We start from the raw sequence: 12,222 nt of genomic DNA, 5'->3' as shown, positions 1-12,222 counted from the left end.
TCACGATGTTGCCGGTGCGCCACTTCAGACCCGTGGCGACCTCAAGACTTGATTACAGCTTCTGCGTAATGAACGAGAGCATCTGGTCCGCAGTGGAGATCACCTTGGAGTTCATCTCGTAGGCCCGCTGGGTGGTGATCATGTTGACCATTTCCTCAACGGTGCTGACGTTGGACGCTTCCAGGGTGTTCTGCAGCGTGGTGCCGAAGCCGTTAAGGCCTGGAGTACCAATTTGCGGCGCGCCACTGGCGGCGGTTTCCAGGAACAGGTTGTTGCCCTGGGACTGCAGGCCAGCCGGGTTGATGAAGTCGGCGGTCTGCAGGTTGCCGATCACCTGGGAAGCCGGGTTGCCGGCGATAGTGATGGATACGGTGCCGTCCTGACCCACGGTGAAGGTCTGTGCGTCGTTGGGCACAACCACCGCAGGCTCCAGGGCAAAACCGCTGGCAGTGACGATCTGACCATCGGAATTGAGGTGGAACGTACCGTCACGGGTATAGGCCGTGGTGCCATCGGGCTGCAGGATCTGGAAGAAACCACGGCCATTGATGGCCAGGTCCAGAGGCTGCTCGGTGGTCTGCAGGCTGCCGGCAGTGAAGTTCTTCTGGGTCCCGACAATGCGCACACCGGTACCGACCTGCAGGCCGGTTGGCAGTTCGCTGTCCTGGGTCGACTGGGCACCGGGCTGGCGCTTGATCTGATACAGCAGGTCCTGGAACTCGGCGCGATCACGTTTGAAACCCGTGGTCGAGACGTTCGCCAGGTTGTTGGAAATAACACTCAGGTTGGTGTCCTGGGCGGACAGACCGGTTTTGGCAACCCATAGAGCCGGAAGCATTCGATTCTCCTCTCGCGCCTGTTTTACGGCGCTAGATACTGGTAATTAGCTGATCTGCAAGACCCGAGCCATGGCCTGGTCGTCTTCTTTGGCGCTGTTCATCATCTTGACGTGCAATTCGAACTGGCGGGACAAGGCCAGCACCGCGGTCATTTCTTCCACGGCATTGACGTTGCTCGACTCCAGGAACCCCGAGACCAACTGCACATTGGCATCGGCAGGCGCCGGCTGGCCGTCCTTGGTCTTGATCGACCCATCCAGGCCCTTGGTCAGGTTCTTGATATCCGGATTGACCAGCTTGATGCGATCGACCTCGGCCATGACCCGCGGACCTTCACCCATGGCACGAATGCTGATGGTGCCGTCCTGGCCGACTTCGATCTTCTGCTCTGGCGGCACGGCGATAGGACCGCCATTGCCCATGACCGGCATGCCATTGCCTGCACGCAGCACGCCCAGAGCGTCGACATTCAAACTGCCGGTACGCACATAGCTTTCGCTGCCATCGGGGCTCTGCACGGCGATCCAGCCCTTGCCGCTGACGGCCACGTCCAGGTCACGACCGGTTTCCACCATGGAGCCGGGAGTAAAATCCGTTGCCGGCCGCTCCCCCATGGCAAAGGCCCGCGCCGGAAAACTGTCACCAAACACCGGCATCGCGCGCGCCTGCTCCAGGTCGCGCTGAAAACCGTTGGTGGAGATGTTCGCCAGATTGTTGGCATGAGCCTTTTGCGCCAGAGCATTCTGGCTGGCGCCGGTCATTGCCACATAAAGGTACTTGTCCACAATCGTTCCTCATCTGCCGGACGTTTGCCGCCCCACACTGTACTGAGCATGGCGTAAGCAATTTCTACACCAACTTTAACTTCCAACAGCGCTCCCCATGCAGGCCGGGGCTTTGCCGCGAGCAACGGGTTTTTCAGGGCAGAATGAGAGACGAAAAAACGGCGGACTTATGCCGCTAACGGCAAGTCTCGGTCGCACGCCCTGGCTTCGTTCCGCACTCGGACCGGACACTTTGTGAACGGATCTTGCTAGGCACAGTGACTGGCTATCGCAACTTCAGTTTGCGCAGGGGTGGCCGACACCTAAGCCAGTGACTGCCAAGGAGAACCACTTTGAACCTGTACCTCAATCAGCTGCGCAAGACAGCTGACTTCAAGGAAGCCATCTATTCCGGGGATATCTTCCTGGACACTGACCTGGCCACCGCAAAAGAACTCTGCGGGTACGCCAAGGAAAGCATCACCGCGGCATTCGATGGCGAAACCAACCACCAGGCTCTGCACACGATGATGCCGGTAGAAGAGTTCGTCAGCCGGGTTACCCGACTCAAGGGCCAGTTCACCAACAGCCAGCGCGTCAAGGATCTGATCCTTGGCTTCATTCACGAGATCGGCATCGATCCTCGGGACTACATTTTCGACGTACCGCGCCTGCGGGTCGTGCCCAACTACGACTACCTGCACGCTGGCGTCAGCTACGCCTACAAGCCTCATCGCGACAGCTGGTACGGCAGCGTGGATTGCCAGATCAACACCTGGATGCCGGTCTACACCATCACCCCGGACCAGACCATGATGATCAACCCCAGCTACTTCGAGAAGCCGGTGGCCAACACCTCGAAGGACTGGAGCCTGAAGGACTGGATCAGCAACCAGCGACACAAGGCCAAGGACAACCTGACCGAAGAAGTACGGGTCCACCCGGTGCCCCTGGGGGAGATCGACGACAGCTCTGAACTGCGCATCGCCGGCAACTCAGGCGAGATGCTGGTGTTCTCCGGCTCGCACCTGCACGGCACTGTCCCCAACCGTACCGACCGCACCCGCTTCAGCGTGGACTTCCGCCTGATGCACCTCGAAGACCTGAAACACAACCGCGGAGCCCCCAACGTAGACAGCGCCTGCCCCGACGTCGGCTCCGGCTTCAAAGACTACTTCCACGCCCACGACTTCTCGAATTTCCAAGGATTCAAACCATGACCAAACGTCGCCTTACCCCCGCCGAAGCCCAATACAACGAAACCCGCGCTGGCGTACTCAAGCGGGTCGACGCCGAGTACGTTGCCGATGCACCCTTCGTCTTCGCCAACCGCATCAACGTCACCGCCGCGCTGTCGCGCATGGAGCTGTTCAAGAAGGTCATGGATGTGCCCGGGGCGATCATCGAGTGCGGCGTGTACAAGGGCAACTCGCTGATGCTCTACATGCACCTGTCGATGATCCTCGAGCCTTATGCCATCAACCGCTCCATCGTCGGCTTCGACACCTTCGAAGGCTTCACCAGCATCAACAAGGACGAGGACCCGGCCGACATCAACGAAAGCATGTTCTCCGACACCGACCAGTCGCTGATCCAGGACATGATCGATGCCAACGACCTGCTGCGTCCGGTGAACCGCATCCCGCGCTGCGAGCTGGTCAAGGGCGACATCTGCAAGACCGTGCCGGAATTCGTCAAGTCGCGTCCGGACCTGGTAGTGGCCATGCTGATCCTCGACACCGACCTGTACGAGCCCACCAAGGTCGCCCTGGAAACCTTCCTGCCGTACATGCCCAAGGGCGCTATCGTGGTTCTCGACGAAGTCGCCTACCGCAACTTCCCGGGCGAAACCAAGGCCCTGCGCGAAGTGTTCGACATGAACAAGATCGAACTCAAGCGCCTGCCTTTTGACTCCTGTGTCGGCTACTTCCATATCTGAAGACAGCCAGCCCCGAGCCAAACGAAAAGCCCCGCTTCATAAGCGGGGCTTTTTTCATTCCAGCGACTCCTTGCCGACCTCGTACTGGCGCAACTTGTTGGCGATGGTGGTATGGGAAACCCCCAGGCGCTTGCCCAGTTGCCGACTGCTGGGATGCTCGGCATAAAGACTTTCCAGCACCGCCTTTTCAAAGCGACCGACAATCTGCTCCAGGCCGCCTTCCAGGGAAAAGTCCCCCAGGGGCTGGCGCGCGCCATAGTCCGGCAGACGGATATGCTCGGCCTTGACCATGCCGCCATCACACAGCGAGACCGCCTGGAACAGCACGTTCTCCAACTGCCGGACATTGCCCGGCCAGTGATAGTGACTGAGGCGCTCCATGGCCGCCGGAGCCAACCGTGGCAGCGGACAGCCGATCTGGCGACTGGCCTGATCGAGGAAGTGCTCCACCAGGGGCGTCAAACCGTCGAGGCATTCGCGCAGCGGCGGAATATGCAGGGACAGCACGTTGAGTCGGTGGTACAGGTCCTGGCGAAACTCGCCCCGGGCACAGAGTTCGGACAGATCCACCTGAGTCGCACAGATCACCCGCACATCCAGGTACACCTCCTCGTCACTGCCGACACGACGGAAGCAGCCATCCTGAAGGAAGCGCAGCAACTTGACCTGCAGGCGCGGGCTCATTTCCCCCACACCATCGAGAAACAGCGTGCCGCCGGCCGTCAGTTCCAGCAGCCCGAGCTTGCCCTCGGCCCGAGCCCCTTCGAAGGCCCCGGGGCCATAGCCGAACAGCTCGGTCTCGGCCATGGATTCCGGCAGCCCGGCGCAGTTCAGAGCCATCAGCGGCGACTGGCCCCGAGGGCTGGCCAGGTGGCAGGCGCGGGCCAGCAACTCCTTGCCGGTGCCGGTCTCGCCTTCAATCAACAGAGGCGCATCCAGGGGCGCCATGCGCCGGGCTTCCCGCACCACCGCTGCCATGACTTTCGAGCTCTGGAAAATACTGTCAAAGCCCCGCAGCTCCTGCTTGCGCACATTGTAGATACGCTCACCAACCCGATCCGCCCGATGCAGAGTCAATACCGCACCGGCCATGGCCTCGCTGTCATCGTGCTCGGATTGCAGCGGGGCGATGTCCGCCAGAAACACGTCGCCCTTGACCTTGACCCGCAGCCCGTTGATCCGCGACTGGTTGGCCCGCACCAACTCCGGCAAATCGAAGTCCTCGGCGTAGCGTGACAGCGGAATCCCCGGCACCTCATCGACCCGCACGCCCAGCAACTGCGCTGCCGCTCGGTTGGCGGCCACGATGGAGCCGCCCATGTCGATGGACAGCACCGGGAACTCCAGGGCACCCAGCAGCGCATTGAGCTCCATGTGCCGACGCTCGCTGGGCATCAGCCCGACCCTTTTGACGCCAAACACTCCGGCGATGGATTCGAACTTGGGGCGCAATGCCTGGAACTGCAGGTTGATCAGGTTCGGACAGTGCAGATAGATGGCGTTGCCATGCTCGCCCCCCACCTCGCCCCGGGCCACGTTGATCCCGTATTCCACCAGCAGATTGAGGATGTCCCGCAGGATGCCGATGCGGTTCTGGCAGTGAACTTTGATACGCATGAAGAAAGGCCCGAAGCGGATAATGGAGGGCATAAACGCCGAAAACCGACGCTTTTGACGCCAGCATTTGCAAACTTTCTGCTGGATGGCGCAGATAATCGTCAAGATTATGTGACAGCAAAGGGCTTTTTCAAACCTGAAAACCCACAATACTTGGGAGCCCCGGGCAAAACCGTAACGATTAGTTTACAAATTGGCGTCCTAACCCCCTCCATCAGCGCCAGTCAGCTGCTGCAAAGCGTCGCACCCTGGGGTATCACTGGAGTCACACATAACAAGAACGCATCCCCTGGCAGGAGAGCAGCATGAAGCAGACGCAGTACGTGGCCCGCGAGCCCGACGCGCAAGGTTTTATCGACTATCCACCCGAAGAACACGCGGTGTGGAACACCCTGATCACGCGCCAGTTGAAAGTGATCGAGGGGCGCGCGTGCCAGGAGTACCTGGACGGCATCGACAAACTCGGACTGCCCCACGACCGCATCCCGCAGCTGAGTGAAATCAACAAGGTCCTCGGCGAAACCACGGGCTGGCAAGTGGCCCGGGTGCCGGCACTGATTCCTTTCCAGACCTTTTTCGAACTGCTGGCCAGCAAGCGCTTTCCGGTGGCGACCTTCATTCGTACTCCTGAAGAGTTGGACTACCTGCAGGAACCGGACATCTTCCACGAGATTTTCGGCCACTGCCCGCTACTGACCAATCCCTGGTTCGCCGAATTCACCCACACCTACGGCAAGCTCGGCCTGCAAGCCACCAAGGAAGAGCGCGTATACCTGGCGCGTCTGTACTGGATGACTATCGAGTTCGGCCTGGTGGACACCCCGGACGGGCGACGCATCTACGGCGGCGGCATCCTCTCCTCGCCCAAGGAAACCGTCTACAGCCTGTCCGAAGAGCCGGAGCACCAGGCCTTCGATCCGCTGGAAGCCATGCGCACGCCTTATCGCATCGACATCCTGCAACCCATCTACTTTGCCCTGCCCAACCTCAAGCGCCTGTTCGACCTGGCCCATGAAGACATCATGGCCCTGGTTCACCAAGGCATGCAGCTGGGCCTGCACGCCCCCAAGTTCCCGCCAAAACCCAAGGCGGCCTGAGCAGCCCGCCCTCGCGGGCGGCTGCGAAAGATAGTAACTTCCAACAAGAATCGAACTCAGGAATACACCATGACCGCTCTGAACCAAGCCCATTGCGAAGCCTGCCGCGCCGATGCCCCTCAGGTCAGCGACGAAGAACTGCCGGTACTGATCAAGCAGATCCCCGACTGGAACATCGAAGTTCGTGACGGCGTGATGCAGCTGGAAAAAGTCTTCCTGTTCAAGAATTTCAAATTCGCCCTGGCCTTCACCAATGCCATGGGCGAGATCTCCGAGGCCGAAGGCCACCACCCGGGCCTGCTCACCGAATGGGGCAAAGTCACCGTGACCTGGTGGAGCCACTCGATCAAGGGCTTGCACCGCAACGACTTCATCATGGCCGCCCGCACCGACGAAGTGGCCAAGACCGCAGAAGGACGCAAGTAATGCATTTCGATGCCATCGGTCGCGTACCCGGCGATCCGATTCTCGGCCTGATGGAGGCCTACGCCAACGATCCCAATCCGCGCAAATTCGACCTCGGCGTGGGGGTCTACAAGGATGCTCAGGGCCTGACGCCGATCCCGCAATCGGTGAAGCTGGCGGAGCAGCGCCTGGTGGATCGCCAGACCACCAAGACCTACATCGGAGGCCACGGTGACGCGGCCTTCGGCAAGGTAATCAATGAACTGGTACTGGGCAGTGATTCGCCACTCATCGCCGCGCAGCGCGCCGGTGCTACCCAGACCCCGGGCGGCACCGGCGCCCTGCGCCTGAGCGCCGACTTCATCGCCCAGTGCCTGCCGGGCCGCGGCGTTTGGTTGAGCAACCCGACCTGGCCGATCCACGAAACCATCTTCGCCGCAGCCGGGGTCAAGGTCAGTCACTACCCCTACGTGGGCAGCGACAACCGCCTGGACGTCGAGGCCATGCTGGACACCCTGAACCGGGTGCCCGAAGGCGACGTGGTGCTGCTGCACGCCTGCTGCCACAACCCCACCGGCTTCGACCTGAGCCAGGCCGACTGGCAACGGGTGCTGGAGGTGGTGCGCAAGCGCAACCTGCTGCCGCTGATCGACTTCGCCTACCAGGGCTTTGGCGACGGCCTGGAACAGGATGCCTGGGCGGTGCGGTTGTTCGCCGCCGAAGTGCCGGAAGTACTGATCACCAGTTCCTGCTCGAAGAACTTCGGCCTGTACCGCGATCGCACCGGGGCCCTGATCGTCTGCACCCGGGACGCCGAAAAGCTCCTCGACGTGCGCAGTCAGCTGGCCCATATCGCCCGTAACCTGTGGTCCACACCACCGGATCATGGGGCCGCAGTAGTCGCCACCATCCTCGGCGACCCGGAGCTGAAAAGCCTCTGGGCCGACGAAGTGGAAGCCATGCGCCAGCGCATCGCCCAACTGCGCGCCGGCCTGCTGGAAGCCTTGCAGCCCTATGGACTGGCCGAGCGTTTCGCCCACATCGGCGTGCAACGCGGCATGTTCTCCTACACCGGCCTGAGCCCGTCTCAGGTCAAGGAACTGCGTGAACACCACAGCGTGTACATGGTCAGTTCCGGCCGGGCCAACGTGGCCGGAATCGACGCTTCGCGCCTGAGCCTGCTGGCTGAGGCGATCGCTCGGGTCGTCTAAAAGCAGAGCGCGTGCTTGCCGGCGCGGGAGGCCCTGAGGGTGCCTTCGCTGGCAAGCCGGTTCCTGCCGCCGCTTTGTCCTTTCATCCCGAAATCGCGATAAAAATCTTTTTGTCATTTCCAGTGCTGTATCCTGCCCAGGCTTTTTAAAAGCGCGGACCTACCCAGCGATTTAAAAAACAGACTTTGCGAGGAGCAACGACATGCATGAGATCCCGAATCTCCCCTTCCCAAGCCTGCACGAAACTGAGCAGACAACCACGCCACAAGCCAGTGCCGAAAAGCCTGTAGTGCAAGAAGCCGCCGACAGCCGCAAGGCCGACAGCGAAGACTGAAAAGAGCTGTAACCAGACCGTGTGGAAAGCGCTACTCAAGCGCTTTCCACACCGCCTGAATCTCCCCCCCCCCCGAGCCCCTGCCGAACCATGACCGACTCCTTCAGCGAAACCCAAGCCAGCGTACTGCTGGGTACTGCGGAAAAAATGATCGAGATCTGGAATCGCCTCAGCCCGGAAAAACAGGCCGCCCTGCTGGCCCGTTTCGGCACCCAGGAAAATGCCCTGGCCGCTCTGGTCACCACTCAGCTGCTGAGCGCCAAAGACGCCTGACTCAATCCCTCAACCAGGGACGTTCTGAACAACGCGTCGATTTCTGCCCCTGCATCCCCGTCCACATCGGTATCATAAGCAGCCTATCTATTTAGCTGTCGCAGTGGACCCATCCCCATGCCAGATACCCAGCGCCCCTTGACGGTCACGCTGCAAGTCGTCTCCATCGTCCTGTTCACCTTTATTGGCTACCTGAATATCGGCATTCCCCTGGCGGTACTGCCAGGCTACGTCCATAGCGACCTGGGGTTTGGCGCAGTGATCGCCGGCCTGGTGATCAGCGTGCAATACCTGGCCACCCTCCTCAGCCGTCCCTACGCCGGACGCATCATCGACAACCTGGGCTGCAAGCGCGCTGTCATGTACGGCCTGGCCGGCTGCGGCCTGAGCGGCGTGTTCATGCTGCTTTCCGCCTGGCTGCAGGGTCAGCCGACCCTGAGTTTGATCAGCCTGCTGATCGGCCGCCTGGTACTGGGCAGCGCGGAAAGCCTGGTGGGCTCGGGTTCGATTGGCTGGGGCATCGGCCGGGTCGGCGCACAGAACACCGCCAAGGTGATTTCCTGGAACGGCATCGCCAGTTATGGCGCCCTGGCCATCGGCGCGCCCCTGGGGGTTTGGCTGGTCAATCGACTGGGCCTGTGGAGCATGGGGGTGAGCATCATTCTGTTGGCGGTGCTCGGCCTGCTGCTGGCCTGGCCAAAACTCGCCGCGCCGATAGTCGCCGGGGAGCGCCTGCCATTCATCCATGTGCTGGGCAAAGTCTTCCCCCACGGTTGCGGCCTGGCCCTGGGCTCCATCGGCTTTGGCACCATCGCCACCTTCATCACCCTGTACTACACGACCCAGCACTGGTCCAACGCGGTGCTGTGCCTGAGCCTGTTCGGCGCCAGTTTCATTGGTGCACGCCTGCTGTTCGGCAACCTGATCAACCGCCTCGGCGGCTTTCGCGTGGCCATTGCCTGCCTGTCGGTGGAAACCCTCGGCCTGCTCCTGCTGTGGCTGGCCCCCGATGCCCACTGGGCCCTGGCCGGCGCGGCCTTGAGCGGCTTTGGCTTCTCCCTGGTGTTCCCGGCACTGGGCGTGGAAGCGGTCAATCTGGTGCCGGCCTCCAGCCGTGGCGCGGCGGTGGGCGCCTACTCGCTGTTCATCGACCTGTCTTTGGGCATCACCGGACCACTGGCCGGGGCGATTGCCGGCGGTTTCGGCTTTGCCTCGATCTTCCTGTTTGCCGCCATCGCCGCGTGCTGCGGCCTGCTGCTAAGCCTGTACCTGTATCACCAGGCCCCCAAGCAGCGTAAGGAACGTTCGAACCGCTAGAAGTCCACTTTGCCGCGGCCAGCCTTGATGCTGCCGCGCTTGGCCTTGCTCTCCAGGCGGCGCTTCTTCGAGCCCAGGGTCGGCTTGGTGGGGCGGCGCTTCTTTTCCACCTTGACGGCGCTGAGGATCAGCTCGGTGAGACGCTCCAGGGCATCGGCGCGATTCTGCTCCTGGGTGCGGTACTGCTGGGCCTTGAGAATGATCACGCCGTCACTGGTGATGCGACTGTCGCGCAGCGCCAGCAGGCGCTCCTTGTAGAAAGGTGGCAGGGACGAGGCCGGAATATCGAAGCGCAGATGCACTGCGCTGGACACCTTGTTGACGTTCTGACCACCGGCGCCCTGGGCGCGGATGGCGGTCAGCTCGATCTCGGCATCCGGCAGATGCACGTTGTTGGAAATCACCAGCATGGAACAGGAATCCGTCTTCAGGGCGCACAGGATACCCCCATTCCCCACGCTCTTGCGGACCTGTTCGCTAGCAAGCCAGCGCCTGCAACAGGCAGCTCCCACGCAGGAGCCGACTGGCCGACGAAAGCGATCTCGCTCCCACAAAGATCACAGGCATGAAAAACCCGGCCGGAGCCGGGTCTGTCATGGCCAAGGCCGCGCTTACTTCAGCGCAGTGCTGGCTGCTTGCAGCGAGTGCTGAGCGCTGCGCTTGTTCTTGATCAGGTAGCAGACCCACATGAACACCACCCACACCGGGATCGCGTACACCGAGATCTGAATGCCTGGAATCATAAGCATGATGCCGAGGATGAACACCACGAACGCCAGGCAGACATAGTTGCCGTAGGGGTACCACAGCGCCTTGAACAGCGAGGTCTGACCGGTACGGTTCATGTGCTGGCGGAACTTGAAGTGCGAGTAGCTGATCATGGCCCAGTTGATCACCAGGGTTGCCACCACCAGGGACATCAGCAGCTCAAGGGCGTGCTGGGGAATCAGGTAGTTGAGCACCACGGCAACGAAGGTCACCACCGCCGAGGCGAGGATCGACAGCACCGGCACGCCGCGCTTGTCGATCTTGGCCAGGACTTTCGGCGCATCGCCCTGCTCGGCCATGCCCAACAGCATGCGGCTGTTGCAGTAGGTGCCGCTGTTGTACACCGACAACGCTGCAGTCAGGACCACGAAGTTGAGGATGTGCGCTGCCGTGTTGCTGCCCAGCATCGAGAACACCTGGACGAACGGACTGCCGCTATAGGCATCGCCAGAGGCATTCAGGGTCACCAGCAGGGTGTCCCACGGGGTCAGCGACAGCAGCACCACCAGGGCGCCGATGTAGAAAATCAGGATGCGGTAGATCACCTGGTTGATGGCCTTGGGGATCACGGTTTTCGGCTTGTCGGCCTCGGCTGCAGTGAAGCCGAGCATTTCCAGGCCGCCGAAGGAGAACATGATGATCGCCATGGCCATCACCAGTCCGCTGACGCCGTTGGGGAAGAAGCCGCCATGGGACCAGAGGTTGCTCACCGATGCCTGCGGGCCGCCGTTACCGCTGACCAGCAGGTAGCTGCCCAGGGCGATCATGCCGACGATGGCCACCACCTTGATGATGGCGAACCAGAACTCGGCCTCGCCGAACACCTTGACGTTGGCCAGGTTGATGACGTTGATCATCACGAAGAACACCGCCGCCGAGGCCCAGGTCGGCACCTCCGGCCACCAGTAATGCACATACTTGCCGACCGCGGTCAGTTCCGACATGCCCACCAGGATGTAGAGAATCCAGCAGTTCCAGCCGGAAAGGAAACCGGCAAAGCCGCCCCAGTACTTATGGGCGAAGTGACTGAAAGAACCGGCCACCGGCTCTTCAACGATCATCTCGCCCAGCTGGCGCATGATCATGAAGGCGATGAAACCGCAGATGGCGTAACCGAGGATCATCGACGGACCGGCGGATTTGAGCACCCCGGCCGACCCCAGGAACAAACCGGTACCGATCGCGCCACCCAGGGCGATCAGTTGAATATGGCGATTTTTCAGGCCGCGTTTCAGCTCGCCCGAATGCGAGTTTTGTCCACTCATGAAAAGGTTCTCACGCAAGGTTTGATGATGTTTGCAAGACGTTGCCGCCCGGTGAAGGCTTAAGCGGCGCGGAGCAAACCCCAGCGCAGGCACCCGAAGTTCAGCGTTTTTCTAACGGTCATGCGTCACCTGTTTGTTTTTATCTGTGACGAAATCGAACCCACCACGCTCGTGACGCGGCGGAGTGAACAAGGTGGATAACCTTGAGTTTATTGGCCCGGCAGCAGTGTCTTCAGCGCCCTGTGAGCAGGCTGAAACATGCGGCGCAGACGCAAAGTGCGCGGGTACGCAGTTGGGTCACAGTTAAAACGCCGCGCATTGTACACCCCTGACCCCCTGCCGCCAGACACCGCTGTATCAGCGTGCCGGTAACCGGGATCCTGAGGGGCCTGC

14 protein-coding genes are annotated in these 12,222 nt (G+C 61.2%); 9 read left to right on the top strand and 5 right to left on the bottom strand.

The features are described 5' to 3' along the window. Window positions 1–52: 52 nt before the first annotated feature. Complete coding sequence (gene flgG, locus WIN67_RS08330) at window positions 53–838, bottom strand: flagellar basal-body rod protein FlgG (protein WP_102864053.1); 786 nt, start codon at window positions 836–838, stop codon at window positions 53–55. A 45-nt stretch (window positions 839–883) separates the two neighbouring features. Next, window positions 884–1,624 carry a flagellar basal body rod protein FlgF gene (locus WIN67_RS08325; protein ID WP_102864054.1) on the bottom strand — a complete coding sequence of 247 codons (741 nt, stop codon included), beginning with the start codon at window positions 1,622–1,624 and terminating at the stop codon, window positions 884–886. A 332-nt stretch (window positions 1,625–1,956) separates the two neighbouring features. Between WIN67_RS08325 and WIN67_RS08320 the strand changes: the two genes are divergently transcribed. Then, the gene (locus WIN67_RS08320; protein ID WP_102878839.1) at window positions 1,957–2,823 is read left to right on the top strand and encodes a hypothetical protein; all 867 of its coding nucleotides are present in this window, start codon (window positions 1,957–1,959) and stop codon (window positions 2,821–2,823) included. After that, complete coding sequence (locus WIN67_RS08315) at window positions 2,820–3,542, top strand: TylF/MycF/NovP-related O-methyltransferase (protein ID WP_047302638.1); 723 nt, start codon at window positions 2,820–2,822, stop codon at window positions 3,540–3,542. Before WIN67_RS08320 ends, WIN67_RS08315 begins: the two co-directional genes overlap by 4 nt. A gap of 54 nt (window positions 3,543–3,596) precedes the next feature. On the opposite strand, the gene WIN67_RS08310 is transcribed toward WIN67_RS08315, so the two are convergent. Beyond that, a complete protein-coding gene (locus tag WIN67_RS08310; protein WP_306398678.1) occupies window positions 3,597–5,159 on the bottom strand; it encodes a sigma-54-dependent transcriptional regulator in 1,563 nt (520 codons plus the stop codon). Here WIN67_RS08310 and WIN67_RS08305 point away from each other — a divergent pair. From WIN67_RS08305 to WIN67_RS08275, 7 genes are all read left to right on the top strand, one after another. Next, a complete protein-coding gene (locus tag WIN67_RS08305) occupies window positions 5,142–5,468 on the top strand; it encodes a hypothetical protein (protein WP_339070919.1) in 327 nt (108 codons plus the stop codon). The two genes, WIN67_RS08310 and WIN67_RS08305, sit on opposite strands and share 18 nt — an antisense overlap. Then, entirely contained in the window at window positions 5,465–6,256 is a 792-nt protein-coding gene (gene phhA, locus WIN67_RS08300; RefSeq protein WP_102864057.1) for a phenylalanine 4-monooxygenase, read from the top strand. The genes WIN67_RS08305 and phhA overlap by 4 nt, the downstream gene beginning before the upstream one ends. A 69-nt stretch (window positions 6,257–6,325) precedes the next feature. Continuing rightward, window positions 6,326–6,682, top strand: a complete 357-nt coding sequence (locus WIN67_RS08295; RefSeq protein ID WP_007930096.1) for a 4a-hydroxytetrahydrobiopterin dehydratase — start codon at window positions 6,326–6,328, stop codon at window positions 6,680–6,682. After that, window positions 6,682–7,872 (top strand): amino acid aminotransferase, encoded by a 1,191-nt coding sequence (locus tag WIN67_RS08290; protein ID WP_102864059.1) that lies wholly within the window; start codon window positions 6,682–6,684, stop codon window positions 7,870–7,872. Before WIN67_RS08295 ends, WIN67_RS08290 begins: the two co-directional genes overlap by 1 nt. Before the next feature lie 202 nt (window positions 7,873–8,074). Continuing rightward, on the top strand, window positions 8,075–8,206 hold the full coding sequence (locus WIN67_RS08285) for a hypothetical protein (RefSeq protein WP_258009278.1): 132 nt from the start codon (window positions 8,075–8,077) through the stop codon (window positions 8,204–8,206). Window positions 8,207–8,296: 90 nt separating this feature from the next. Then, complete coding sequence (locus WIN67_RS08280; protein WP_102864060.1) at window positions 8,297–8,479, top strand: hypothetical protein; 183 nt, start codon at window positions 8,297–8,299, stop codon at window positions 8,477–8,479. Between the two features lie 117 nt (window positions 8,480–8,596). Beyond that, window positions 8,597–9,796 (top strand): MFS transporter, encoded by a 1,200-nt coding sequence (locus WIN67_RS08275; RefSeq protein WP_123392026.1) that lies wholly within the window; start codon window positions 8,597–8,599, stop codon window positions 9,794–9,796. On the opposite strand, the gene arfB is transcribed toward WIN67_RS08275, so the two are convergent. Next, entirely contained in the window at window positions 9,793–10,206 is a 414-nt protein-coding gene (gene arfB, locus WIN67_RS08270) for an alternative ribosome rescue aminoacyl-tRNA hydrolase ArfB (protein ID WP_170001285.1), read from the bottom strand. The two genes, WIN67_RS08275 and arfB, sit on opposite strands and share 4 nt — an antisense overlap. Window positions 10,207–10,407: 201 nt before the next feature. Then, window positions 10,408–11,829, bottom strand: coding sequence for an amino acid permease (locus WIN67_RS08265; protein WP_102864062.1), 1,422 nt, complete (start codon window positions 11,827–11,829; stop codon window positions 10,408–10,410). Between the last annotated feature and the right edge of the window lie 393 nt (window positions 11,830–12,222).

Origin of the sequence: Pseudomonas idahonensis (assembly GCF_037903935.1) — a bacterium.
Taxonomy (GTDB): Bacteria; Pseudomonadota; Gammaproteobacteria; order Pseudomonadales; family Pseudomonadaceae; genus Aquipseudomonas; species Aquipseudomonas danubii.
The sequence above is the reverse complement of the archived record's forward strand: the minus strand, read 5'-3'. Positions and strand labels throughout refer to the sequence as shown.

Excerpts from the sequence above, each read along its gene's own strand:
- flgG (WP_102864053.1), bottom strand. The coding sequence starts at position 838 with ATGCTTCCGGCTCTATGGGTTGCCAAAACCGGTCTGTCCGCCCAGGAC.
- WIN67_RS08315 (WP_047302638.1), top strand. The coding sequence starts at position 2,820 with ATGACCAAACGTCGCCTTACCCCCGCCGAAGCCCAATACAACGAAACC.
- WIN67_RS08310 (WP_306398678.1), bottom strand. The coding sequence starts at position 5,159 with ATGCGTATCAAAGTTCACTGCCAGAACCGCATCGGCATCCTGCGGGAC.
- phhA (WP_102864057.1), top strand. The coding sequence starts at position 5,465 with ATGAAGCAGACGCAGTACGTGGCCCGCGAGCCCGACGCGCAAGGTTTT.
- WIN67_RS08295 (WP_007930096.1), top strand. The coding sequence starts at position 6,326 with ATGACCGCTCTGAACCAAGCCCATTGCGAAGCCTGCCGCGCCGATGCC.
- WIN67_RS08290 (WP_102864059.1), top strand. The coding sequence starts at position 6,682 with ATGCATTTCGATGCCATCGGTCGCGTACCCGGCGATCCGATTCTCGGC.
- WIN67_RS08285 (WP_258009278.1), top strand. The coding sequence starts at position 8,075 with ATGCATGAGATCCCGAATCTCCCCTTCCCAAGCCTGCACGAAACTGAG.
- WIN67_RS08280 (WP_102864060.1), top strand. The coding sequence starts at position 8,297 with ATGACCGACTCCTTCAGCGAAACCCAAGCCAGCGTACTGCTGGGTACT.
- WIN67_RS08275 (WP_123392026.1), top strand. The coding sequence starts at position 8,597 with ATGCCAGATACCCAGCGCCCCTTGACGGTCACGCTGCAAGTCGTCTCC.
- arfB (WP_170001285.1), bottom strand. The coding sequence starts at position 10,206 with ATGCTGGTGATTTCCAACAACGTGCATCTGCCGGATGCCGAGATCGAG.
- WIN67_RS08265 (WP_102864062.1), bottom strand. The coding sequence starts at position 11,829 with ATGAGTGGACAAAACTCGCATTCGGGCGAGCTGAAACGCGGCCTGAAA.